Source organism: Citrobacter sp. FDAARGOS_156, from assembly GCF_001559235.2.
Classification (GTDB): Bacteria; Pseudomonadota; Gammaproteobacteria; order Enterobacterales; family Enterobacteriaceae; genus Citrobacter; species Citrobacter youngae.
In genome coordinates this window covers 4,682,061-4,706,619 of the sequence record NZ_CP014030.2, presented here as the reverse complement: position 1 = coordinate 4,706,619, position 24,559 = coordinate 4,682,061, and the positions used below count along the sequence as shown (strand labels likewise).

Here is a 24,559-nt window from a genome sequence, read left to right as displayed (position 1 = left end):
CATGGAGAATTCACAACTTTTTGTTATTGCACATTATTTTTCTCGTAAGGGAATGGGAGACAAGGTCAATGATGCGCTCAGACTGCTTGCCCAGGCCTCGCGTCAGGAGCCTGAAAACATCACCTATGAGTTTTTCCGTTCTACGGAAGACGGCGATCGCTTTGTGATTATTGAAACCTATCGTTGTCCTGAGGGTCTCGAACTTCATCGACAAACGGAGCATTTTCAACGTATTGGCGTTGGGATTATCAACCCGTTGCTTGAGCGTAAAGAGGTGAAAAGCTTTCTCACTCATGCCGATACACCGCGTAGTTAAAAGCTGGCCATTTTTACTACCAGGAGTACATCAATGAACAATGTCATGAAGGATTTTACGTTTTCAACTGTACCGGAAATTATCGTCGAGTGGGCAGGAGCATCACGAGCAGGGGAGATTATTCAGCCGCGATTTAGCGCGCGTCGCGTGTTGTTGGTGACCGACCCCGGACTGGTCAAAGCAGGGATTCTGCCGCCTGTTTTGCATAGCCTGCAAGAGGCAGGGTTTCAGGTGACGGTCTATGATCGGGTCCAACCCGATCCGCAGGAACGTCTTGTCCGGGAAGCCTTACAGGTTGCTCGTGATGACCATTGCGACATGGTCATTGGTCTGGGCGGCGGCTCCTCGCTGGATGTCGCGAAGCTGGTGGCCGTGTTAATCAACTCTGAGCAAGATCTGCAGGCGCTTTACGGTATTGGCAAAGTTTCCGGGCAGCGTCTGCCGCTGATTAACATCCCTACCACGGCAGGGACGGGCTCAGAAGTCACTAATATTTCGATTTTGACGACCAATGATGACAGCAAAATGGGGATTGTCGCACCACAGCTATATGGCGATTTGGTGCTGCTGGATGCGCAATTGACGCTTGGACTTCCTCCGGTTCATACGGCGGCGGCTGGCATCGACGCGATGGTGCATGCCATTGAGGCTTATACCGGTAAACATAAGAAGAACCCCATTTCGGATGCGCTGGCGCGGGAAGCATTACGCTTAATTAGCCGCCATCTGGTGACTGCCTGTCGTGATGGGAACAACCGTGAAGCGCGAGAAAATGTTCTGCTGGGCGCGATGCTGGCAGGCCAGGCTTTTGCCAATTCCCCAGTGGCCGCAGTGCATGCGCTGGCTTATCCCCTTGGCGCACGACACCATATTCCACATGGGTTGTCGAATGCGTTGATGCTGATTCCGGTGCTGCAGTTTAATGCGCCAGTCGCTGCGCCGTACTATGCCGAGCTGGCTGCTGTTATTGGCGAGGAGGTGTCGGGGAATATGGAGAAAGATGCCGCGATATTTATTGCTGCGATGGTACGCATTATTGCTGAATCGGGTGCACCGAAAAAGCTGCGCGATGTCGATATACCTGCTGAAACGCTGGCGATATTGGCTCAGGATGCCATGCAGCAGACTCGTCTTCTGGATAACAATCCTGTTCCGCTCACGGCAGATGATGCGTTGCGGCTATACCAACACGCGTTTTAAACAGAACACTCGCCAAAAGCTTGTCCGGCGAGTGGATTGCCGGACACTGTTTTGCCCGATGACATCGCGAGAACAACCGAATAGACATATCGAATCCAGGTGTTAGTATTCAATAGATAGCAGTTATGAGTATGCGTGTTTCATTTCCGGCCAGGAACGCTGATGATGACAACATTACTACCCGATTTCACAGCATTTTCGTCATTCACTTCCTTCGCGGTATGCGTTGCTATAACGCCTGTCCGCTCTTTGGCCATCGTTTATCATTCCTTCTCATCCCGGATGGAATCTCTCACTGAATAGCAGTTCAGTGGGTTTTGTGACACGCATCGTTTGATAACAGGGATTACGGCGGGTCGAATATGGATAAGATTAAGCGTCATCTGGTGTGGTGGGGCGCGGGTATTGTGGTGGTGGTTGCTGCAATAGCATGGTGGATGTTGCGTCCTGCGGGGATACCGGAAGGGTTTGCCGCCAGCAACGGCAGAATTGAAGCCACTGAAGTGGATATTGCCACCAAAATTGCCGGACGTATTGATACGATCCTCGTATCGGAAGGGCAGTTCGTTCGTCAGGGCGAGGTGCTGGCGAAAATGGATACCCGCGTGCTGCACGAGCAGCGGCTGGAAGCGGTCGCGCAAATCAAAGAAGCGGAAAGTGCAGTTGCGGCGGCACGGGCGTTGCTGGAACAACGGCAAAGTGAAATGCGCGCCGCGCAGTCGGTGGTAAAACAGCGCGAGGCGGAACTGCAGTCGGTCTCTAAACGTCACGTTCGCTCCCGTTCGCTATCCCAGCGTGGGGCCGTGTCTGAGCAACAGCTGGATGACGACAGGGCTGCGGCAGAAAGTGCGCGCGCGGCACTGGAATCTGCAAGGGCGCAGGTCTCTGCGGCAAAAGCCGCGATTGAAGCCGCCCGTACCAGCATTATTCAGGCGCAAACCCGCGTTGAAGCCGCGCAGGCCACCGAACGTCGTATTGCCGCTGATATTGATGACAGCGAGCTGAAAGCCCCGCGCGATGGTCGCGTGCAGTACCGTGTCGCCGAACCGGGCGAGGTGCTTTCCGCGGGCGGGCGCGTGCTGAATATGGTCGATCTCAGCGATGTCTACATGACATTCTTCTTACCTACCGAACAGGCTGGTTTATTGAAGATTGGCGGTGAAGCTCGCCTGGTGCTGGATGCCGCGCCGGATCTGCGTATTCCTGCGACCATCAGCTTTGTGGCAAGCGTCGCGCAGTTCACACCGAAAACGGTCGAAACCAGTGATGAACGGCTGAAGCTGATGTTTCGCGTCAAAGCGCGTATTCCGCCAGAGCTGTTGCAGCAGCATCTGGAGTACGTGAAAACCGGTCTGCCGGGCATGGCCTGGGTGCGTCTGGATGAAAATCGCCCCTGGCCTGACGAGCTGGTGGTGAGGTTGCCGCAATGACGCATCTGGCGCTGGTTCCCGTTCCTCCCGTGGCGCACCTTGACGGCGTGAGTCAGCATTACGGGACAACGGTCGCGCTGAACAATATCACGCTGGATATCCCCGCCCGCTGCATGGTGGGGCTGATTGGCCCGGATGGCGTCGGAAAATCGAGCCTGCTGTCGCTTATTTCCGGTGCGCGGGTGATTGAACAGGGCAACGTGATGGTGCTGGGTGGCGATATGCGCGACCCGAAGCATCGTCGTGATGTCTGCCCGCGTATTGCCTGGATGCCGCAAGGGCTGGGTAAAAACCTGTACCACACGCTGTCGGTGTATGAGAACGTCGACTTCTTTGCCCGGCTGTTTGGTCATGACAAAGCGGAACGCGAAGCGCGGATTACCGAGCTACTGAACAGCACCGGACTGGCGCCGTTTCGCGATCGTCCTGCCGGGAAACTCTCGGGTGGGATGAAGCAAAAGCTGGGGCTGTGCTGCGCGTTAATCCACGACCCGGAATTGCTCATTCTTGATGAACCCACCACCGGGGTAGACCCGCTGTCCCGCGCCCAGTTCTGGGATCTGATTAACAGCATTCGCCAGCGTCAGACCAATATGAGCGTGCTGGTCGCCACCGCCTATATGGAAGAAGCCGAGCGCTTTGACTGGCTGGTGGCGATGAACGCGGGTGAGGTATTGGCCACCGGCAGCGCCCAGCAGCTACGAGAACAAACCAACAGCGCCACGCTGGAGCAGGCGTTTATTGCGTTGTTACCTGAAGCGCAGCGTCAGGCGCACAAACCGGTGGTGATCCCGCCGTATCACGCTGAGCAGGAAGAGATTGCCATTGAGGCGAAAGATCTGACTATGCGCTTCGGCAAGTTTGTCGCCGTTGATCACGTTAACTTTCGTATTCCCCGCGGGGAGATCTTCGGCTTTCTCGGCTCCAACGGCTGCGGTAAATCCACCACCATGAAGATGCTCACCGGTCTGCTACCCGCAAGCGAAGGTGAGGCGTGGCTGTTTGGGCAAGCGGTTGACCCGAAGAATATCGATACCCGCCGCCGGGTAGGCTATATGTCGCAGGCGTTTTCGCTCTACAGCGAGCTGACCGTGCGGCAAAACCTTGAGCTACACGCGCGACTGTTCCATATCCCCGAAGCGGAAATCCCCGGGCGGGTACAAGAGATGAGCGAGCGCTTTTCGCTGACCGATGTCGAAGACACGTTGCCCGGTGCGCTGCCGTTGGGGATCCGTCAACGCCTGTCGCTGGCGGTGGCGGTGATCCATCGCCCTGAAATGCTCATTCTTGATGAGCCGACCTCCGGGGTCGATCCGGTGGCGAGGGACATGTTCTGGCAACTGATGGTCGATCTGTCGCGTCAGGATAAAGTGACCATTTTTATCTCTACCCACTTTATGAATGAAGCGGAGCGCTGCGACCGTATGTCGCTGATGCACGCCGGAAAAGTACTCGCCAGCGGCACGCCGCAGGAGCTGGTGAAACAGCGTGGTGCCGCCAGCCTGGAAGAGGCGTTTATCTCCTGGCTACAGGAAGCAGCAGGCCCGGCACCGGAAGCGACGCTTTCGCAAGCGACTGCTCCGCTGGTGCATGAAAACAGTCAGCCGCCGCGGCAGGGCTTTAGCCTGCGGCGCTTGTTCAGCTACAGCCGCCGTGAAGCGCTGGAGCTGCGGCGGGACCCGGTGCGTTCAACGCTGGCGCTGATGGGGACGGTGATCCTGATGCTGATCATGGGCTACGGCATCAGCATGGACGTGGAAAACCTGCGTTTTTCGGTGCTCGATCGTGACCAGACAGTCAGCAGCCAGGCGTGGACGCTGAATCTGGCGGGATCGCGCTATTTTATCGAACAGCCGCCGCTCACCAGTTATGACGAGCTGGACAAACGGATGCGTTCGGGCGAAGTGGCGGTAGCAATAGAGATCCCGCCAAACTTTGGCCGCGATATCGCGCGTGGCACGCCGGTGAAGATTGGCGTCTGGGTCGATGGCGCAATGCCGAGCCGCGCTGAAACGGTCAGAGGTTACGTGCAGGCGATGCACCAGACCTGGCTGCAGGATGCGATGGCGCGTCAACCCAATGCCAGTGGGCAAAACGGGCTGATGACCATTGAAACCCGTTATCGTTACAACCCGGATGTGAAGAGTCTGCCGGCGATTGTTCCGGCGGTGATCCCGCTGTTGTTGATGATGATCCCTTCCATGCTCAGCGCACTCAGCGTAGTGCGCGAGAAAGAGCTCGGATCGATTATCAACCTGTACGTCACGCCCACGACCCGCAGTGAGTTTTTGCTCGGCAAACAGTTGCCTTACATCGTGCTGGGCATGCTGAACTTTCTGCTGCTGTGCGCGCTGTCGGTGTTTGTGTTCGGCGTCCCGCATAAGGGCAGCTTTATGACTCTGACGCTGGCCGCGCTGCTGTACGTCACCATTGCCACCGGGCTGGGGCTGTTAATCTCCACGTTTATGAAAAGCCAGATCGCCGCCATTTTTGGAACGGCGATTATTACGCTTATCCCGGCGACGCAGTTCTCCGGGATGATCGACCCGGTCGCCTCGCTCGAAGGGCCTGGACGGTGGATTGGTGAAATTTACCCGACCAGCCATTTTCTGACTATCGCACGCGGGACGTTCTCTAAAGCGCTGGATCTGACGGATCTCTGGCAGCTGTTTATGCCGCTGGCGGTAGCCATTCCGGTGGTGATTGGTTTGAGCGTATTACTGCTGAAAAAACAGGAGGGGTGATGCGCCGATTACGCAATATTTATAACCTCGGTATCAAAGAGTTGCGCAGCCTGCTGGGTGACAAAGCGATGCTGACGCTGATCGTCTTTGCCTTCACGATTTCGGTTTATTCTTCCGCGACCGTCCTGCCGGGTTCGCTGCATCTGGCGCCGATTGCTATTGCCGATATGGACCAGTCGCAGTTGTCGAACCGGATTGTGAACAGCTTTTATCGCCCGTGGTTTTTACCGCCGGAGATGATCACCGCTGATGAGATGGATGCCGGGCTGGACGCCGGGCGCTACACCTTCGCCGTGAACATTCCGCCTGATTTTCAGCGTGACGTGTTGGCCGGGCGGCAGCCGGATATTCAGGTTAACGTCGATGCCACGCGGATGAGCCAGGCCTTTACCGGCAACAGCTATATCCAGAACATTATCAGCGGCGAGGTGAACAGCTTTGTGGCCCGATACCGTGACAACAGTGAGCCGCCGGTGGCGCTGGAAATGCGCATGCGCTTTAACCCTAATCTGGAACCCGCCCGCTTTGGCGCGGTGATGGCGATTATCAACAACATCACCATGCTGGCGATCGTGCTTACCGGGTCGGCGCTGATCCGCGAGCGCGAGCACGGGACCATTGAGCATCTGCTGGTGATGCCGGTGACGCCGTTTGAGATCATGATGGCAAAAATCTGGTCGATGGGTCTGGTGGTACTGGTGGTTTCCGGTTTATCGCTGATGCTGATGGTAAAAGGCGTGCTCGGCGTACCGATTGAAGGTTCGATACCGCTGTTTATGCTGGGCGTGGCGCTGAGCCTGTTCGCCACCACCTCGATCGGCATTTTTATGGGCACGCTGGCGCGCTCTATGCCGCAACTAGGGTTACTGATGATTCTGGTGCTGCTGCCGTTACAGATGCTCTCCGGTGGCTCCACGCCGCGTGAAAGCATGCCGCAGGCCGTACAGGACATCATGCTGACGATGCCGACCACCCACTTTGTCAGCCTGGCGCAGGCGATTCTTTATCGTGGCGCAGGGTTCGGCATCGTCTGGCCGCAGTTTCTGACGTTGCTGGCGATTGGCAGTGCATTCTTCCTGATAGCGCTGCTGCGCTTTAGAAAGACGATTGGCACGATGGCGTGAACATTATTGCCGGATGGCGGCTACGCCTTATCCGGCCTACAAACGAGAACGGGTGTAGGCCGGGTAAGCGAAGCGCCCCCGGCAACGAAACAGGTAATTACTCTTCTTTCGGCAGGCACTGCAAATGACCGTGGCGCACTCCGCGCTGGGAAATCACATCATCGGCAAAATGCTGAACATCGCCCATGTCGCCTTTTAGTACGGCGATTTCCAGGCAGTCGTCATGGTTGATGTGAACGTGTAGCGTAGCGACCGATAAATCATGGTGATGGTGCTGCGTCGAAACAATGCGGCTGGCCAAATCACGCTTCTCATGTTCATAAACATACGAGAGTACCGCGAAGCCCTGAGTGCCATGCTCCTGGGTCGTTTCCTGCGCCAGCGCACCACGCAAAATATCGCGAATCGCTTCAGAACGGTTGTTGTAACCACGGCGCTGGCTCAGGCTATCCAGCGTTTCCAGTAAATCGTCATCGAGAGTAATGGTGACTCGTTGCATCTGCAGTTAACCTTTCATGTCGCGCGTCGGCGCACAGGGAATGCGGGAGTTACAGCCTCTGCACGGCGTCGGCTGTCAGGGTAAATGGCGTTGGCGTGCACACGGCCAGACTCAGGGTTTCGAGCTGGCACTGGCTAACGGAGAGCGAGGATGTCAGTGTAGTGCTATCGACGCTGACAATTTGCCAGGCGCTGCCGCCACGCTGCTTAACGATGGCTTCTTTGCGCGTCCAGATGCGCCAGAAAGCCGCCAGTTGGTGGTCCGGATGTTCTGCTTCGATTTCGGCATGTTCCCCAAGACTGAACACCGTATTCGCCAGCGTCTTCCAGTTTTCGCGCGGGCGCACGACTTCAATATCGCAGCCCACTTCCCCTTCGTCGCTAAGCAGCAGAGCAATGTCATCACCGCTGTGGCTAAGATTGAACCACAGCGGCGTGTCGGCTGAAAAGGCCGGTTTTCCTTGCTCGCCGTAGACGATATCAGGCAATGGGGAAAGGGCATGGGAAAGCAGCACGCGGCCAGCCAACCAGCGTGCGCGGCGAGCACCCTGCGGTGCCTGCTCATAGAGCGCATGAGGCAGCACGCCGGTGCTTAAATCAGAAACTTTCCCTAGAACGATCCGGTACATATCACGGCCAACGTTTGATGATGATAGAAGTATTGATGCCGCCAAACGCAAAGTTATTGCTCTGCAAAAACTCGCAATCAATCTTGCGGGCTTCACCCATAATGTAATCCAGCGCGCCACAATTGGCATCTGGCTGACTCAAATTCAGCGTAGGCGCAAACCAGCCTTCACGCATCATTTGCAGACTCATCCAGGCCTCCAGTGCGCCACAAGCGCCAAGGGTATGCCCAAAATAGCTTTTAAGCGAGGATAGCGGCACATTATCACCATAAATTGCGGCAGTCGCCTGACTTTCTGCAATATCGCCACGATCGGTAGCGGTACCGTGCGCTGAAATATAGCCGATATCCCGGGCGCTAATACCGGCCATGCTCAGCGATTTTTCCATGCAAATCTGCATTGTCTCACGCTGTGGCTGGGTGATATGGGCAGCATCGCAGTTAGTGGCAAAGCCGACGATTTCACCGTAAATCGTTGCTCCGCGCGCTTTAGCGTGTTCCAACTCTTCCAGCACCAGCGTACCAGCACCTTCCCCGATGACCAGACCATCGCGTTTTTCATCGAATGGGGAGGGGGTGGTTTTCGGTTTGTCGTTGCGCTGGCTGGTGGCGAACAGCGTATCAAATACGGCGGCTTCGGAAGGGCACAGTTCTTCTGCACCGCCGGCAACCATCACCGTTTGATAACCGTGTCGGATGGCTTCCCATGCGTAACCAATTGCCTGGCTACCGGAGGTGCAGGCGCTGGATGTCGGGATGACTCGCCCACGCAGGCCGAAAAACAATCCGGTGTTAACAGCCGTGGTGTGCGGCATCATTTGCACGTAGGTCGTGCCGGTGATGTTATTGGTGTGCTTCTCGGTCAGCATGGTCGCGAACTCACTCACCGGCCCGGTGCTGCCTGTGGAGGAACCGTATGCTATTCCGGTTTCACCGTTGGTCAGTACCCGATCGCCAATCAGTCCGGCTTGTTCTAACGCCAGTTCTGATGCGCGAGTGGACATCAGCGACACGCGACCCATGGCGCGAATGCGCTTGCGGGTATAGTGTTCCGGCAGAGTGAAGTTATCGATCGGCGCACCCAACAGCGTGTGCAGTCCGTCATAAACCTGCCACTCCGGCATTTTGCGTACCGCATTTTCATACGCCAATAGCCTGGCTGAGACATCCTGCCAGTTTTCCCCAAAGGCGGTGACGCCGCCCATGCCTGTAATCACGACACGACGTGTCATAACATCCCTCCATTGATGGAAATCACCTGGCGAGTGACATAGCCCGCCACATCCGACATTAAATAACTGGCAAGCCCGGCCACTTCTTCAGCCTGACCTATCCGTTTCATGGGGATCATCGACATCGCCTCTTTCAATGCGGCTTCTTCCATCTCGATCATCCCGGTATCAATCAGTCCTGGTGCAATACAGTTTACGGTAATTTTGCGTTTTGCCAGTTCGATGGCCAGCGCTTTGGTGGCGCCAATAATACCGGCTTTTGCTGCACTGTAATTAACCTGACCGCGGTTGCCCATCACGCCGGATACCGAAGACAGTGTGATGATACGACCCCCCTGGCGTGCGCTAATCATCGGCATAATGCACGGATGAATGACGTTGTAAAAGCTGTCGAGGTTAGTGTGGATCACCGCATCCCAGTCGTTATCGCTGAGCGCAGGGAAGGCGGCATCACGCGTTACCCCGGCGTTGCTGACAATGCCGTACCATGCGCCGTTAACCTCAATATCGTGCTCCAGTACTTCACGGCATTGCTCGCGATTGGCAACGTCAAACGTCAACAGACGCCCTGCGCCGCCAGCGGCGAGGATAGCCTCCAGCGTGTCTTGTGCACCTTGTGCATCGCGATGATAGTGCACGCCGACCACAAAGCCGTCTGCCGCCAGTTGTCTGGCGATGGCGCGACCGATACCTTTGCTGGCACCCGTAACTAAAACTGAACGACTCATGTGGACGCTCCTTGTTGAAATAGCGTGTTAATTTCTTCTGTTGTCGGCTGGAAGGTGTTGACGCGACCGGTTGCCAGCGTCTTGTTGTCTGCCTGAATGACGCATTCAAAGCTACCGAATCGTGCATCCTGCATCAGCAATTTGACATGAATGCTCAGCCGCTTTCCGGCAGGCAGAACACCCGCAGCACAGACTAACTCGCGTGCGCCCAGCACCATACCTAATGCAATACTCGCCTGACCGTGTTGCTGGCGGTGCCAGCCAGACCAGACGCCAATGGTCTGCGCCATTAATTCCAGTGCGAACCAGCCGGGCAGATTGCCATCGGGGTCGAGGAAAGGGGCCAGTACGCTGTTTGCCGATACCGTCACGTGGCAGGTGGCGGTTTCGTCCGCCACACTGACGACCTCTTCAAGGAGCTGCATCGGCGCGTCATGCGGTAAATAATCGCCCGGTGATAAATAGTGGCTCATGAGATTCTCCCGAGCAGGATGCTGGCATTATTACCGCCGAAGGCGAACGAGTTAGATAAGATTACCGGGCGAGTCAGCGGCTGCGGTTGTTCAATGATGCCGCAGGGTGGCAATGTTTCATCGCGCGGCGACTGGCTAAAATCCTGCGGTGGCAGGGGCAGGTTGCGTTGCAGAATCAGCATACTGATTGCTGCTTCGGTGATCCCGGCCGCGCCCAGCGTGTGCCCGGTCAGGTGTTTGGTTGAACTGCATGGGACCGTGTCGCCAAATAGCGTGCTTACGACGTTGGACTCAATCTGATCGTTGAGCGGAGTGGCCGTTCCGTGCAGATTGATATAGCCCACGTGTTCCGGTGTCATTCTTGCGTCGTTAAGTGCCTGGCCTATGGCGCGAATGGCACCTTCTCCCTGCGGGTGGGGAGCCGAAATATGGTATGCATCGCTGGATTCGCCGACACCCAGCAGCGCAATGGGCTGTGGCTCGCGGGTTAATACCATCAATGCGGCGCCTTCGCCGATGGTGATCCCATTGCGGTCGCGGCCAAACGGCTGACATCGCGTTGGGGAGAGCGATTCCAGACTGTGGAAACCGTTGATGGGCATCCGACTTAGCGTATCGGCACCGCCGACAATGGCAATATCCACCAGACCAGATTCGATTAAGCGACGCCCGCTCATGATTGCCCGTGCACTGGACGAGCAGGCGGTTGAGAGCGTAAAGGCCGGGCCATCCAGCGCCAGCCAGTGGCTAAGAAAACGCGACGGATCGCCCAGTTCCTGCTGCGGGTAGCGCCAGTCGGTGCTCTCTTTGTCGTTGAGCATCAGATCAACGTGAACGTCACCTTCATTCAGACCGGAGGTGCTGGTGCCGAGAACGACAGCAATACGATCGCGGCCAAACCGGGCGATAGCGTCGTCTACCTGTGGCTGGATTTGTGCCAGTGCAGCCAGCAGTAGCTGGTTATTGCGCGAACGATGTGCGCTAAATTGCTGAGGGATCGCGGGCAGATCACCGTCTACACCTGCTAATACGGCGGGTGGATGTCCTTGTAGCCAGTTCGCGCGCGGACGCATTCCCGGCGCTATGCCACGTGTGAGGTTGGCGGCGATTTCATCGGTGTTATTGCCCAACGCGTTAATCATGCCAACGGCAGAAATGTAGATCATCTCAGTCACCCAGGTATTGAATGGTGATGTGGTATTTAAATACGTGCTGCTCAATGCTGATCGGTTCGCGTTTTCCTTTGCGATTCAGATACGTGATTTCCGTGACCAGTTTGCCGCGGCTATTGCGCAGTTCACGTGTATCGCCCGTATCGACGAGCGTCCAGCCTTGAGGTAATTGCGGTTGCCAGGCGCTAATTGGCCAATGACTAAGCATCACGTCAGCCAGCACCTGGCTTGCGGGCGGCAGTTGCGGAACGATGATCGATTGTTCGGTGTGCAATCCTTTTTCATCGTAAGTCACGAGGAACAGGCGAATGCCAACTGATGACAACCCGGCCAGTGTGATTTTCTTATCATCAGCATTAAGCATGACCAACAGCGACTGCGTTTTGCCGTTAAAACTTCCGGTCAGCAACTGTTGTGAATTCACCGCGGGAGAAATCCCCGGAGCAGGTAGCGTCACACGTGTTCCCGGCTCTAACCAGGCTTGTGGGCGGCCTTGCTGTTCCGGCTGTGTGTGGCTGCAACCGGCAAGAATCAGTGCGGCGAGCGCTATCATTAACGGCCTGATAAGGCGAATCCGCCACCCGGCAAAAAATGTCGATAACATCATCTTTTTTTCTTCTCTCTTTTCGTTGGCATCGCCAGCGGTGACAGCAAAAATGCAGTGAAAATACCGCTCACCAATACAATGCCAAAACTGCTGATTGCCTGAGTGGCGCTAAAGACCAGCATGCCGAGCGTCAGGAGCGTAGTCATCATCGCCAGTGTGATAGCCAGTAGCGACGTCAGTGGCGTACCGCGTGGATTACTGAAAAACAGCGTGTAGTTAATGCCAATCCCCAGCACCAGCACCAGTGCCAGCAGCGAGAACAGGTTGAGCGCGTGCCCACTCAGAGCCAGTACCGCCAGACCACAACCTAAAGACAGCACCGAGGGGACCAGGCTAATAAAGCCTTTACGCCAGCCAAGTCGAATGACGGCGCCACAGGCAATTACTGCCAGCGCAACGCATAGCAAGCCCGTCAGAATATGGCGATACAGCGCAAACAGAGTGTCAAAGCTGCTCTTACGATCCACCCACGCAACGCCGGAATATTTCGTGCTGAGCGTGTTTAAAGCATCACTTTGTTTCACTCCTTCAACGGGAACCAGCACGCTGCTTTCACCGTCTGCCAGCGACAGCCACAGTAAGCGCCAGCCTTCACTGGCCGGGCTGGAAAGCCAGGCATCGACGGTGACCGGCATAGCGCTAAGATCGGGTTTCACCGTTGTCAGCCCGGCGCTGTTTAAGGCTTTTGTGACGGCGGGCGCGGCATCTTTTAACAGGGTGAGATCCTGCTGCTGCCGGGCGAGCGAATTTAACGGAATAGTGCGATATCCGCTGAGTAATCCGTCTTTTTTTGCCTCTTCCAGCGCGGGAGTAAAGGCTTCCAGTCGCTCCAGCGTTTGTTGAGCAGATTTGCCGTACACGACAAACCACTTCTGGTCGACGCTTTGCCCGGTCAGGGCGGTAATCGCTTTTTCCTGAGCGAGAATGTCCTGCGGTAGCGCCTGTAACTGGGAGATATCATCGTCTACGCGTAGCGTCGCCATGCCTGCCAACGAGAACAACGCGAGCGCCACCGGTAGGCCAACGGATAATTTCTTATTCCGCCGCCAGGCGGCAAGCCAGCGTAGCATGAGTACCATTGCCGGAACCGGGCGCACCGGCAACCTGTGACACAACCATGGGTGCCAGAAAATGACCGTCAGGCACGAGGCACTCAGACCCACCGCCGCGAATACCGCCATCTGGCGAATACCGGGGAAGGGGGCCAGCATCATAATCAGATAAGCCGCCACGGTAGTGAGCAGTGCCAGGAGCAGGGCATTGCGTACTTTGGCAAGGCTTTGCCATGGCGATGTTTCTGCACCGTGCACCATCCGCTCGGTCAAATAGTAGAGCGTATAGTCGGCGGAAATACCGATGATGCTCATGCTCATCACCAGCGTCATCAGATGGAGTTCGCCAAAAATCAGCAACGTGACGACGGTTCCCGCCAGCGCGCCAATACCAATTGAAATCAGGCACAGCAGCAGCGGACGCAGCGAACGAAACACGGCCACGATGAGCAGGATCACCCCGATCACGGTCGCTATGCCGAGGGTCGAGATATCCTGTTTCGCCTGCTGGCTGGCGTAATCGCTGTAGAACAGCGTTCCGCGAGACAGTAATTGTGCCTGCGGATAGTGGGCTTTGAACTCACCTTCCAGCGTATTCAGCGTGGTGACCAATTGGTGCGTCTGTTGCATATCAAACGATGAGCCGGTCAGCTCGCCATGTAACAGATACCAGTAGTTGCCTTGCTCGTCCTGAGTGACCAGCCAGCCGTCCATCAGGCGTAAACGCTGGCCATTTTTGGCCATGGCCAACTGCGAGCCGCGCATCAGCATGAGGGGATCGTTTTGCAACTCTTTGCCGCTGACACCGGAGAATGCGGAGTAAAGCTGGGACAGGATCCACTGGGCCTGGGCTTCGCCGCCGTTTTGCAGACGAGCGCGGGTATCGTTATCTATCAGGCCGTTACGGTGTTTCCAGAAGAAAGCCCCCCATGCCTGCTGGCTGTCGGTGTCCATCGGGCCTTTCACCTGGGCCAGCGCGTGCGATTTTTGCAGCAGCGTCAGCCAGTCTTGCGCCGCCGACGGGTCCGGTTGCTTACCGGGACTCACCAGCCAGACCAGTTGCCGGTCGAGGCGCTGCATAAAGCCTTCGTTCAGGCTCGGGGGAATGTCGCCCATTGCCTGTTTTGGCAGCATGGCCAGCACGCTGCTATTGAGCCTGGCCTGCGGGAGTAGCGTCAACAAGACGCCCAGCATAATCAGGCAGGCGAGCCCCCATAACAGCGCGGGACGTTTACTGGGCGGCAAAGCGTTGGCGTTCATCATCGGTCAGTTGCGCTGGCGTCAGTTGGTGTTGGGAAAGCGCGATATCGGTGCGATCGCCCTGCTTGTCATTGAGCTGAATGCTCTCCAGGTAGGTCTTGCCAGCTAAATCAATCGTCGCGAAAATCTTATCCAGTGGCGTGGTGATTGGCGTCAGGCGTAACGTCCAGCGCCCCTCCCCTACGTCGGTAAAGGTCACGCGGAAGTTTTGCTCCAGCACCTTACGATCCGCCTGGAATAATGCACGTAGCAGATGATTGAACTGGAACATTTGCGGGTTGTTTTCGGCGGTGATGGTCTGCGGTGGCTGACCGTTAATCACCTGAACCATCCGCTTATCATCAAGCAACAGTTGCATCGGGAACGGCGCGGTTTGGTCCCACAACAGACCCTGGTCACGGGCGATCAGCATTTTGCCCTGAGACCGCAGCGGCTGCGGCAGATCTTTTATCGTCCGGGTTTGATCGAAATGGGCGCGAATGACCGGCTGTTCGGTAAAACGCTGTTGCAGGTCATCAAGCGTCAGGGCGCTGACAAAAGGGCTGATGAGCAGCACCAACAATGGCCATAATTTCATGGCGTCACTCCCATTCGTTCAAACAAAATATCCGGGCTGACAAAGCACAGCTCACGGCTTTTTTCGTCCACGGCGACCTGGATGGTATAGCCCGTTGTGGCGCGTTTTCCTGTTTCAGCATCGAAAATGTCGTAGTCGATACGCAGGCGATTTTCGAACTCTTTAATACGGGCACGCACACGGATACGCTGCTCGAAAGTCAGGGCGTTGCGATACTTCACCCGGGTGTCGACCACGGGCCACAAATAGCCGGACGCTTTCATCTGCCGATAACCGTAATTGAATTGGTTCAGCAGTGCCTCGCGGGCAATCTCGAAATAGCGGAAGTAGTTGCCATGCCACGCTACACCCATCATATCGACGTCGTGAAACGGAATAGTCAGCTCGACTTCAGCCGTAAAGCGGGGATCGTTAAGCACCCTTTACTCCTTGTCTTTGGTGTCCGGCAACTGCCAGAAATCGAAAAAGTTAAACCAGTCGAGTGGCGACTGAAGTGCATAGTGCTCAAGGCGTTCGGCGTAGCGATCGACGGTATTCTGTAATGCCTGTTGTCGGGTGGCACGCGGCAAGAGCAGCGGGTCAGCAAATGGTTCGCAGTGGATGCGTAGTTTCTCCTGCTGGCGCAGGGCGAAAATCAGATCCACCGGACAGCGTAAAATAGACGCAAGAATGAACGGGCCCTGTGGGAAGGGCGCAACTTGCCCCATAAAGCGGCTCCAGCAGACACGCCATTCGCCGCCACGTTGGGTAGTGACTGCGATGCGATCACCAACGATGGCTATCCATTCGCCACGATCCAGTTTCTCTTTGAGCAGAATGGCGGTATCCGGGCCAATATCGTTCACCGGTAGCAGGTTTAACCCGGCCTGCGGGGCCATCTCTTCCATAATTTTTTTAAAGCGTTGGGCGTTATCGCTAAATACCAGCGCATTGATTGTTTTACTGCCCTGTAGCTGGGCGAGTGCCCGACAGGCTTCGACATCGCCCAAATGTGAGGCCAGCAGCAGTTTTCCTCGCGGGTCGCTGACATTTAGCGTCTCTTCTGCGCCTGGTGCAAAAACAACATCGCGGCCGAGGTGCAGCTCACCGCGCCAGCTGGCAATTTTATCCAGCATCGCGCCGCCAAAACGCAGGAAATGCTGATAACTGGTCAGGTTTGACGGTACTGGCATCCGGCGTGCGATCAGTTGCGCCCGTACGCGGCGAATCCAGCTCTGAGAGGCTTTTCGGGCAGTTGATGCGGTGAGCCAGTAAACGCCGACTACCGGATACAGTAGCAGGGAGAAGGCTTTGCGACCCAGTAAACGCCAGACCAGCAACATCAGACGCATTCCCCACAGCCCTTTGACTTCCTGCTGCTGCGCCCAGTGTGTTGATGAACGACGAAAAAGCAGGGAGGGGATGCGTGGCAACATGCCAAAAAACAGGCGAGTGTGCATTAATGAAATGCGCAGATTGTCTTTGAGCGCGTCAAAATGGGATAGCCCGTCCTGCGGATAGATGACTCGTGTGGGGATAAAATAGCTGGGGTTGCCTTGCCAGTAGAGACGCACCATTACTTCTGTATCAAAATCCATCCGTTTGCCGAGCGTCACGCGCTGTGCCAGTTGCAGTGTAGGTGTCACCGGATACACCCGGAAGCCGCACATGCTGTCTTTTAGCTGCATCGAGAGCGTTTCTATCCACACCCAGATGTGGGTTACCCAGCGTCCGTACAGGCGCGAGCGAGGGACAGAATCATCGTAAATCGGTTGCCCGGAAATGAGCGCTGCCGGATGTTCTTTTGCCAATGCAAGCAGCCTGGGAATATCTTCAATGGCATGCTGACCGTCGGCATCGACCTGCACGGCATGACTGAACCCGGCATCTGCCGCCGCCTGAATTCCGCTAATCACCGCCGCGCCTTTGCCTGCGTTGACCGGCAGGCGAATTAACGTCAGATTGCCGTATTCTGCCGCCAGGCGTGCCAGTTCATCTTGTGTGGTCTTGTCGCTGCCATCGTCCACCACAATGCAGGGGAGATTGAATGGCTGAAGACGATCCAATACGCCCGACATCATTGCGCCGTGGTTATAGCAGGGGATCAACACGCACGGGGAAAACGTCAGCGACATAACCGAATCTTCCCGCTGCTGGCGGTATGGCGCGCTTCACCGTCGTGGCGCTGATAACTAAAAGAGAGCATCTGACGTTCTTCCTGCCAGCTCAGACTCAGGGTGATGGTGGTTCCAGGCAATAGCGGTGACTGGAACTTCACGTTCTGAATACTGTGAAAACGCCAGCCAGGGACCAGCAACGTGGTGGCGTAATGCATCGCCCAATCCAGCTGTGCAACGCCTGGCAGTAGTGGCTGCACGGCAAAATGCCCGCTGAACCAAAACAGCGAAGGGTCGAGATGTAAAACAATCTCAGCCTGTTGAGGCTGTGCCTGATGGCGCTCGATTTCATGGGGTTTCATGAAATAACTCCTGTAATTGCGCATAGACACGCTTGTTCATACTGTTGACCGGAATCTCATCAATCACCCGCCAGTAGCGGGGAACGGCGACCGGCTCCAGCCAGGGCAACAGCGAACGTCGCCAGGTCAGTTCTTGCTGTTTTCCTCCGCACGCGAGCCAGCGTTGGTGGGTTTTGTCATCCAGTACCAGCAGGACGCCAACACCCTGGCGTCCCCCGCGCGAGACCGGCAATGCCGCGACATCACGGATACCGTCCAGTGCCAGCAAGCGTTGCTCCACTTCGCTGAGTGAAATGCGTTTCTCTTCAATCTTGACGACTCGCCCGCGCCTGCCCATCAGGCGAAACTGACCATTTTCGGTAAATTGCAGAATATCATCCAGCAACAGGCCATCATCAGCGGTAATTAGCGGTGAAAATACACGAAACGCGTCATTTTCTGGCTGAAATCTGACGCCGGGAAAAGGCAGCCATGCCACATCATCTTGATGGCGATAACGCCACGCAAGGATCCCGGTTTCAGTGCTGCCGTAGATCTCATCGGGCCAGACATTCAGCCAGTCAGCAGCCTGTGCGACGTCCTGCCAGGGCAGCATACCGCCCGCAGACAGAATCAGTTCGACCGGCGGCGGTGCCAGATGGTGGTCGAGGCGTTTCAGAAACGCCGGACTGCTGATAAACGCATACCGATGCTCATGGCTCAGCGCCGCCAGTTGTTCGGCATACCATAGCATTGCCGCGTGCAGCGGCAGACCTAAGGCCATCGGCAAGAAGATACGAAACGTCAGACCATACAGATGTTGCGGAACCACTGACGCGACCACCCGGCAACCTGCGAGACGATCGGCAAAGCGCGTCGCGAGCAATGCCGCTTCGCTATCCAGACGAGCGATCGGTTTGATCACGCGTTTCGGCTGGCCGGTCGAACCGGAAGTGAACAACTCCACAAAGGCGTCGCTGCGTATTGCCGGAAACGTGATGTCGTGGGTCACGGATGTCATGGCAGAACTGACCACCCGTAGCGTTCCCTGCCACTCCAGCGTTTTATCGCTCAGTACGCCGTCAAACAGCCTGTGCTGCTCGTTTAACAACGAAACGCGACAATGCCCAGGGATCACCGGCGTTTTGCCAGCATGTAGTGTGGCCAGCAGCGCGACGATAAATAAATAGCTGTTCTCGAAGCACAATGCCCAGCGCTCGCCTTCCTGCTGCTGCAGGTATGTTATCAACTGGGCCACATCATGGCGCAGATGACCCAGCGTCCAGGTATGCTCTTCCTGCCACGCAACAGGGACGTCGTTCGGGCGTGGGTCACAGAGCCATTGCGCAAGTGTGAGGGGCTGCTTCATTGGGTATCTCGTTTTATCACCAGTTGGCGAACTAACCACTCGCCGGCCATCAATGTTCCCATCAGTAAATAGGAAACCATACCGTTCCAGGTCGTCCACAGGGTCATATCGCCATTCAGTGCGGTAAAGAGCGCAACGCTGCCGTTGATGATGAAAAAGGCGCACCAGATTTGTGTCACACGGCGTGTGTAGCGTACTCCTGCCTCGGGCAGATTTGGGTCGCGCAGCCGCGCCAGGCGTTCAACAATGGGCATCGCGGACCAAAGCGATCCGCCAAAAACCGACAGCATCACGGCGTTTACCACTACCGGATAAAACAGCAGCAACTGATGCGTTTTGAGCAGATAACTGGCAATGCACAACGTGATACCCGCAACCGCCACGACCTGTGTTACAACGCGCAACGGCCCCGCCTGTCGCCGGGTCTGGCGAAAGCGTAAAAAAAGGAGTAGCGCCATCAACGGTAGCAACCAGTGCAGACTGTTATGCGCAAGGCCAAACCAGATCAAAAACGGCCAGGCCAACAACAGTAGGCCTGTTAGCAGTTGTACGACTGGCAGCGAGCGAGTGCCCGACACGGTGAATTACGCTTCTTTGAGAAGGCGTTCTACCGCGTCGACGACATCTTGTACGGTGCGTACTGCTTTAAACTCTTCCGGTTTAATTTTCTTACCGGTTTTCTTTTGCAGATGCACGATCATGTCGACGGCGTCGATGCTGTCGAGTTCCAGATCTTCGTACAGGCGCGCCTCAGGCTTTATGTCCTGCGGGTCGACTTCAAACAGCTTGACCAGCAGTGAGGAGACTTCTTCGTAAATGGCTTTTTGTTCGGTCATAACGGACTATCCTCAGGCACGTTGCGCGTGAATGAACGATGCCAGCGTGGCGACGGAGAAGAAGTGCTGGCGCATTTCTTCGCTCTCTGCTGAGAGGACCACGCCATACTCGTTTTTCACCGCCAGCCCCAGCTCCAGGGCGTCGATTGAGTCCAGACCTAATCCATCGCCAAAGAGTGCCGCTTCGGTATCAATATCGTCAGCTGTCAGTTCGTCGAGATTCAATGTCGTTATAATGAGATTTTTGATTTCAAGATAAAGCGCTTGCATCATTAATTCCTGAAAGAGGTAAAGTACCTGGTTGTAATTGAAGCAAAAGATGCCGGTTCAACTGCCTTGCGGCCAGCGCCGGTTCTTGTGAATTTGCGTCGTAAAATTGGTCGATCTTAACCCGTTCGTGTACTGAAACGGTAAACATGGGCTTTATCGATGGGACGTCGTACCATTTGCTTTCTTTATCCAGCATTTGTTCGCTGCAGCTTATGGTTACGATGCGTAAATCGCTGCTGCAGCGTACGGCGATATTCGCCGCACCACGCTGTAACGTCATTTCCTCTCCGGGGCGTGTACGGGTTCCCTCGGGGAAAATTAAAATGGTATCGCCTTGTTCCAGACGTTGCTGGCACGCGGGTAACAGCGCATCAGCCTGACTGTTAATCAGATAATCTGCTGCCCGGACCACGCCGCCAAGAAACGGGTTTTTTAGTAATGCGCTTTTCACCAGACAGTCGGTTTCTGGCATGACCGAGGCCAGTAGCACGTAGTCGATGAGCGTCGGATGATTGGCGACGACCAGGCACCCTTGTTCGTTGCGTAAAATGTCTCGTCCTGCAATCTGGTAATCCAGCACGCCAAGTCGCTTCGCCACCGTTAAAAAGAGGCGAAAACTGGCAGCAATGCTGCGTCTGGCGATACGCCGACGTCGGGCTTTATCCCATACTGCGATGAGCAATACGTTAAACCAGACAGTAGAAAGGAGCAGTCCGCCGAGGCCAAACAGGGCAAAGCAAAAACCGGTCATCACCAGTCGCCATACCCAATTAAGCCGCAGGAAAATCGTGTTCATCCCTGACTCCACTGCCACTGTACGCGCTCACCTGGCAGGGTAAACGCCGCGGTATCTTGCAAATAATGTTGTAAAAACAACAGGCTTTGTGGCAATGGCGTCTCACCTTGCGCGCAGTGTGGACGGGTTTCGCATTGCCAGCGATCACCGGATTCAATAACCAGCGCGACGGCAAACGGCCATGTCGGCATATCAGGCGGCAACTGCGGATGATAAAACTCGGGCAGAAAACCGTCGAAATCGACCATCAATACGCGCTGATATCCCGCCTGCAACAGCCCGATGACTTCGCATAGCCCCTGCTGGAACGTATCCCTGCCAGCGGAAAGTGAGGAGGAGACAATCGGCTTTTTCGCGGCGATGGTCAGGTTTCCCACGGCAGAATTATGCACAGAGAGGGCGAAATCGGTTGGTGAGAGAGCCTGCTCAGTCGCCAGGGCGTGCAGGATCCTGTAGTTACGCTCCAGTTCACCATGGCGGCTGGTGTACAACACGGCATCGATATCATGACGGCGTAGCATCGCCAGCCCGCAATCAACGGCCAGTTTGCTACCGGAGCTGAGGCGGCGAGCCGTCATCATCGGTAACTCGCTGAGTTTAGCCAATGGCGCGGTGGGATCGATGGCGTGCGAAAACCGTGACCATTCATGCCACTGTTCTGTTTCGCTTAATCCTGGCGCCTTGGCCTGCCAGTCGATAATGTTGAAAGCAAATTTCATCAACGCGTATCCGCGGTAAATCGGTTGTTCCGATTGTTTCTTATTTTTTCTTCTGACATATCAATAAAGTATGTCCAACACCTAAGTTGTCGTGGCGTTCATCTACCTGAAAACCTGCCTGATTCAGATAGTGATAAAACTTCTCTACGCTGTAGAAACGGCTGTTGCCATTCGCCATACAGGTAAAATAAAGCGAAGACGCATTCAGGCTAAATGAGGCCGCTTCAAATTTTTGGGCATCCCAAAACAGTTCCATAATGCACAGCTTCGCGCCCGGTTTCATCACCCGAGCAATGTTGCTCAGAATGGCGATAATTTGTTCCGGGGAAAAACAGTCCAGAAATTGGCTCATCCACCAGATATCTGCCTCTGCGGGTAAAGGCGAGTCGCTAAGCATATCCACAGCATGGAAATTTATGCGATGGGATAATCCCGTATTTTCGATATTTTCGCGGGCAAGTGCAATTTGTTGCGGCAAATCTAATAGAGTGACTGCAATATTGTCATCATGTTGACAACAACGTAATGCCCATTTCCCAGTATTTCCGCCGACATCGTACAGGGTTGCAGGGGCGCTGGCGAATACATATGGCAATGCGGCATCAAATGCGCCATCTGAATAGTAATGATCGAAAGCGAACCAACTTTCACGCGCAGCCAGGGGTAATTGCGACAGTGCAGGATAGATTGTTGGCCAGTCGCCAAAAATTTTTAATCCCGCGGGCTTCCCTTCTTTCAGCGCATTCTCCAGATAGAACAGTCCCTGATAACAAACATCCTGGGTGAAATCCATATTCACACGCGTCATCGTGTCATGTAAAAGGAAGTGGCCGACTTTAGCGAGGTAATAATATCCTTCTTTGTGGGTAATAATTCGCCCACTTAACCCCATATCCAACAGGATGCTGGCGGCATATTCGTTGATGGTGCTGTTTTCGGTAATTTCGTCGAGCGTGGCGCCGCGTTTACCTTGCTTGTCCAGCCAGGTGAGTACTCCCGCATTTCGCAGACACAACGCGGTTTGAAAAAGCATAGGGGCAAAGGCGATACGTTGTGCTTCAGTAATGGCATCCAGTGCGCTAAGCGAATCCTGTTCGTACATGTGGGGACAACCTGTTAAATGGCAGAGAGTAAGAGTATCGGGCCTTTTCGGCCCGACTTTAGGCGTAATTACAGATTGGCACCGGCTGACAGATTGAGCTGGATGTCTTTATCCAGATTGCGTACCCAGCGGTTGTAGTTTTTATGAATTTTTCCACCAGAAGCCTGCAGGTTAAGGCTGCTGTCGTATTTAATGTCATAGCTGGTGGCGGTATAGGTGATACGGACTTCAGCCACATGATCTCGGGTTTGTTGGCGTGCTTTAATGACACCAGGACCGGCTTCAGACATGACCCATTGGCGTTGAATGCCCGCTTTCAGAATGGCGGTTTTAACCTGATCCTGAGTGTGCCCCGCGCTTACGCTGGTGTGAACTTGATCGATCGGCGCAGTACGTGCACATCCCGCCAGCGCACCGACAACGGCAATGGCCGCAAACCACTTAATATACTGTTTCATTAAAACTCCCTCTCAAAGTACTGTTTATACGTGTTTAATAATAAGCTTCGAAATAATGATCACCCTGCAGTTCCCGTGATTTTATTTAAGCTAATCAGCATTTTATTTCACGTGTCCGATAGCAAGGCGATGAGGTTGCCGGATGGTAATATTCGGTGACTTTCTTCAACGGAAATTTTTCAGCGTAATCATCGGCGAGAAGTATAGATTTTTAGATAAAACGTATCAAATAAAATAACCTTTAAATATAGGCAGATAGTTTGAGTTAAATGCTGTGGGGGGATTCATTATTCATATGTGGTTTGGCAAAGACATCCGGACGTTGACTTATGTATTTTCTTTATTAAAAAATGAAATCCTTTTCACTCTTTATTTAAGATAAATTGCGATATATACCTGTATGGATATCAGTTTAACGGGCATATAAAAAGATAAAAACTACCTCGGTTGGTAGTTTTTCAGGGTAGCCGACTTTTGGGTCTGCCGGGACCCAGCAAAATGGCCAGTTTGCTGCCACCGGTGGTGGTTTCCATCCAGATTTTACACACGCTGGTTAACGGCACAGAGAGCAGCATGCCTACCGGGCCGAGCAGCCATCCCCATACCAACAGAGAGAGGAAGACAATTAGCGTCGATAATCCCAGGCGATGCCCCATCATGCGCGGCTCGAGGATATTGCCAATCACCATATGCACCACCAGAAACAGCGCGCCGACCAGTACGCATTCGTAAATGCCGTTGAACAGCAGCGCCTGAATCATGGGCGGCACGGCGGAAATAACCGAGCCTATATTGGGCACATAATTGAGCAGGAAGGCCAGCACGCCCCACATCAGAGCAAACTGAATCCCCATCAGCGCCAGTCCCAGCCAGACGATAGCGCCAGTCCATAGGCTGAGCAACGTTTTCAGTGCCAGATAGTGAGATACGCCCTTGAGCGCCCGATGCAGCCCTGCAATATGGATTTGTGGGTTGTTCAGCGCAAAGCGCAGCTTATAAGGAACATGGCGCACCTCAAACAGCATAAAGACGACCGTCATCACCAGCAGAACGACGCTGGCCATGGCGCCAGAGAGGCTGGTCATCAGTGTGGTGGTGAAGGTCATGAGTTTATCGGAATCGATACGTTGCAGGATGCGCTCTGGCGACATATGCAAATTCAGAAAGGGCACCATCTCTTGCAGATACAGGACTTTGCGCGTCAGCTCCTTATTGTATTTGGGTAGCATAGCCATGAATTCCGTGATCGAAGACGCCAGAACGCCGATCAGTGCCGTGAGGACGAACAGCATGACCACCACTACGAGCGTAATGGCTACCGGGCGACGTACTCCCCGGCGAATAAACCAGGTGACCAGCGGATTCAACACAATGGCAAAAAAGAGAGCCAGCAGCAGTTGCACAATGATATCCGCCGCGGCATGAATACCGGCGAGGATCACCACCAGCGCGGCCAGTTTAAGTAAAATGTGCAAACCTGTTTTGTCAGGCTGAATGGTTGTCATGTCTTCTTCCTGTGTGCATTTTTGCA

The 24,559-nt window shown here is 54.9% G+C and carries 26 protein-coding genes; 5 read left to right on the top strand and 21 right to left on the bottom strand.

The genetic code is table 11. From position 1 onward, the window contains the following. Position 1: 1 nt before the first annotated feature. The 5 genes from AL515_RS23300 (at position 2) to AL515_RS23280 (ending at position 6,814) form a co-directional block, all read left to right on the top strand. A complete protein-coding gene (locus AL515_RS23300) occupies positions 2 to 316 on the top strand; it encodes a putative quinol monooxygenase (protein ID WP_048213613.1) in 315 nt (104 codons plus the stop codon). A gap of 33 nt (positions 317 to 349) precedes the next feature. Then, positions 350 to 1,516: an iron-containing alcohol dehydrogenase gene (locus AL515_RS23295; RefSeq protein WP_061068771.1), complete on the top strand. Its 1,167-nt coding sequence runs from the start codon at positions 350 to 352 to the stop codon at positions 1,514 to 1,516. Positions 1,517 to 1,878: 362 nt separating this feature from the next. After that, positions 1,879 to 2,946: an HlyD family secretion protein gene (locus tag AL515_RS23290; protein ID WP_061068770.1), complete on the top strand. Its 1,068-nt coding sequence runs from the start codon at positions 1,879 to 1,881 to the stop codon at positions 2,944 to 2,946. After that, positions 2,943 to 5,690 (top strand): ribosome-associated ATPase/putative transporter RbbA, encoded by a 2,748-nt coding sequence (gene rbbA / locus AL515_RS23285; RefSeq protein ID WP_061068769.1) that lies wholly within the window; start codon positions 2,943 to 2,945, stop codon positions 5,688 to 5,690. Before AL515_RS23290 ends, rbbA begins: the two co-directional genes overlap by 4 nt. Then, entirely contained in the window at positions 5,690 to 6,814 is a 1,125-nt protein-coding gene (locus AL515_RS23280) for an ABC transporter permease (protein ID WP_048213609.1), read from the top strand. Before rbbA ends, AL515_RS23280 begins: the two co-directional genes overlap by 1 nt. Before the next feature lie 97 nt (positions 6,815 to 6,911). Here the strand turns inward: AL515_RS23280 and nikR are convergent, their stop codons facing one another. The 21 genes from nikR to AL515_RS23175 all read right to left on the bottom strand — a co-directional run bounded on the left by nikR (position 6,912) and on the right by AL515_RS23175 (position 24,533). Continuing rightward, positions 6,912 to 7,313: a nickel-responsive transcriptional regulator NikR gene (nikR, locus tag AL515_RS23275; RefSeq protein ID WP_005121550.1), complete on the bottom strand. Its 402-nt coding sequence runs from the start codon at positions 7,311 to 7,313 to the stop codon at positions 6,912 to 6,914. Between the two features lie 49 nt (positions 7,314 to 7,362). Further along, on the bottom strand, positions 7,363 to 7,941 hold the full coding sequence (gene acpT, locus AL515_RS23270) for a 4'-phosphopantetheinyl transferase AcpT (RefSeq protein ID WP_061068768.1): 579 nt from the start codon (positions 7,939 to 7,941) through the stop codon (positions 7,363 to 7,365). A 1-nt stretch (position 7,942) separates the two neighbouring features. Next, positions 7,943 to 9,172 carry a beta-ketoacyl-ACP synthase gene (locus tag AL515_RS23265; RefSeq protein WP_061068767.1) on the bottom strand — a complete coding sequence of 410 codons (1,230 nt, stop codon included), beginning with the start codon at positions 9,170 to 9,172 and terminating at the stop codon, positions 7,943 to 7,945. Continuing rightward, entirely contained in the window at positions 9,169 to 9,900 is a 732-nt protein-coding gene (locus AL515_RS23260; protein WP_048213606.1) for a 3-ketoacyl-ACP reductase FabG2, read from the bottom strand. The genes AL515_RS23265 and AL515_RS23260 overlap by 4 nt, the downstream gene beginning before the upstream one ends. Beyond that, a complete protein-coding gene (locus tag AL515_RS23255) occupies positions 9,897 to 10,373 on the bottom strand; it encodes an ApeP family dehydratase (RefSeq protein WP_061068766.1) in 477 nt (158 codons plus the stop codon). The genes AL515_RS23260 and AL515_RS23255 overlap by 4 nt, the downstream gene beginning before the upstream one ends. Next, positions 10,370 to 11,539 carry a beta-ketoacyl-[acyl-carrier-protein] synthase family protein gene (locus AL515_RS23250; RefSeq protein WP_061068765.1) on the bottom strand — a complete coding sequence of 390 codons (1,170 nt, stop codon included), beginning with the start codon at positions 11,537 to 11,539 and terminating at the stop codon, positions 10,370 to 10,372. The genes AL515_RS23255 and AL515_RS23250 overlap by 4 nt, the downstream gene beginning before the upstream one ends. Position 11,540: 1 nt before the next feature. After that, positions 11,541 to 12,152 carry a DUF3261 domain-containing protein gene (locus tag AL515_RS23245; RefSeq protein WP_071887398.1) on the bottom strand — a complete coding sequence of 204 codons (612 nt, stop codon included), beginning with the start codon at positions 12,150 to 12,152 and terminating at the stop codon, positions 11,541 to 11,543. Beyond that, the gene (locus tag AL515_RS23240; RefSeq protein ID WP_061068764.1) at positions 12,149 to 14,467 is read right to left on the bottom strand and encodes an MMPL family transporter; all 2,319 of its coding nucleotides are present in this window, start codon (positions 14,465 to 14,467) and stop codon (positions 12,149 to 12,151) included. Before AL515_RS23240 ends, AL515_RS23245 begins: the two co-directional genes overlap by 4 nt. Next, positions 14,436 to 15,041, bottom strand: a complete 606-nt coding sequence (locus AL515_RS23235; RefSeq protein WP_061068763.1) for a LolA family protein — start codon at positions 15,039 to 15,041, stop codon at positions 14,436 to 14,438. Before AL515_RS23235 ends, AL515_RS23240 begins: the two co-directional genes overlap by 32 nt. Then, the gene (locus tag AL515_RS23230) at positions 15,038 to 15,460 is read right to left on the bottom strand and encodes an acyl-CoA thioesterase (RefSeq protein WP_048213601.1); all 423 of its coding nucleotides are present in this window, start codon (positions 15,458 to 15,460) and stop codon (positions 15,038 to 15,040) included. The genes AL515_RS23235 and AL515_RS23230 overlap by 4 nt, the downstream gene beginning before the upstream one ends. A 3-nt stretch (positions 15,461 to 15,463) precedes the next feature. Next, positions 15,464 to 17,155: a glycosyltransferase family 2 protein gene (locus tag AL515_RS23225; RefSeq protein WP_061068762.1), complete on the bottom strand. Its 1,692-nt coding sequence runs from the start codon at positions 17,153 to 17,155 to the stop codon at positions 15,464 to 15,466. Beyond that, on the bottom strand, positions 17,146 to 17,499 hold the full coding sequence (locus AL515_RS23220; protein ID WP_061068761.1) for an ApeI family dehydratase: 354 nt from the start codon (positions 17,497 to 17,499) through the stop codon (positions 17,146 to 17,148). Before AL515_RS23220 ends, AL515_RS23225 begins: the two co-directional genes overlap by 10 nt. Beyond that, on the bottom strand, positions 17,486 to 18,847 hold the full coding sequence (locus AL515_RS23215; RefSeq protein ID WP_048213598.1) for an AMP-binding protein: 1,362 nt from the start codon (positions 18,845 to 18,847) through the stop codon (positions 17,486 to 17,488). The genes AL515_RS23220 and AL515_RS23215 overlap by 14 nt, the downstream gene beginning before the upstream one ends. After that, the gene (locus AL515_RS23210; protein WP_048213597.1) at positions 18,844 to 19,425 is read right to left on the bottom strand and encodes a hypothetical protein; all 582 of its coding nucleotides are present in this window, start codon (positions 19,423 to 19,425) and stop codon (positions 18,844 to 18,846) included. The genes AL515_RS23215 and AL515_RS23210 overlap by 4 nt, the downstream gene beginning before the upstream one ends. Before the next feature lie 6 nt (positions 19,426 to 19,431). After that, positions 19,432 to 19,683 carry an acyl carrier protein gene (locus AL515_RS23205; RefSeq protein WP_005121566.1) on the bottom strand — a complete coding sequence of 84 codons (252 nt, stop codon included), beginning with the start codon at positions 19,681 to 19,683 and terminating at the stop codon, positions 19,432 to 19,434. A gap of 12 nt (positions 19,684 to 19,695) precedes the next feature. Next, positions 19,696 to 19,953, bottom strand: a complete 258-nt coding sequence (locus AL515_RS23200; RefSeq protein WP_048213596.1) for a phosphopantetheine-binding protein — start codon at positions 19,951 to 19,953, stop codon at positions 19,696 to 19,698. Next, positions 19,934 to 20,749: a lysophospholipid acyltransferase family protein gene (locus AL515_RS23195; protein ID WP_061068760.1), complete on the bottom strand. Its 816-nt coding sequence runs from the start codon at positions 20,747 to 20,749 to the stop codon at positions 19,934 to 19,936. The genes AL515_RS23200 and AL515_RS23195 overlap by 20 nt, the downstream gene beginning before the upstream one ends. Further along, positions 20,746 to 21,468 carry a beta-ketoacyl synthase chain length factor gene (locus tag AL515_RS23190; RefSeq protein ID WP_048213594.1) on the bottom strand — a complete coding sequence of 241 codons (723 nt, stop codon included), beginning with the start codon at positions 21,466 to 21,468 and terminating at the stop codon, positions 20,746 to 20,748. The genes AL515_RS23195 and AL515_RS23190 overlap by 4 nt, the downstream gene beginning before the upstream one ends. A 40-nt stretch (positions 21,469 to 21,508) precedes the next feature. After that, positions 21,509 to 22,570 carry a class I SAM-dependent methyltransferase gene (locus tag AL515_RS23185; protein WP_040231691.1) on the bottom strand — a complete coding sequence of 354 codons (1,062 nt, stop codon included), beginning with the start codon at positions 22,568 to 22,570 and terminating at the stop codon, positions 21,509 to 21,511. Between the two features lie 68 nt (positions 22,571 to 22,638). Beyond that, on the bottom strand, positions 22,639 to 23,016 hold the full coding sequence (locus AL515_RS23180; protein ID WP_122973906.1) for a hypothetical protein: 378 nt from the start codon (positions 23,014 to 23,016) through the stop codon (positions 22,639 to 22,641). A 470-nt stretch (positions 23,017 to 23,486) separates the two neighbouring features. After that, the gene (locus tag AL515_RS23175; RefSeq protein ID WP_048213592.1) at positions 23,487 to 24,533 is read right to left on the bottom strand and encodes an AI-2E family transporter; all 1,047 of its coding nucleotides are present in this window, start codon (positions 24,531 to 24,533) and stop codon (positions 23,487 to 23,489) included. Positions 24,534 to 24,559 lie beyond the last annotated feature (26 nt).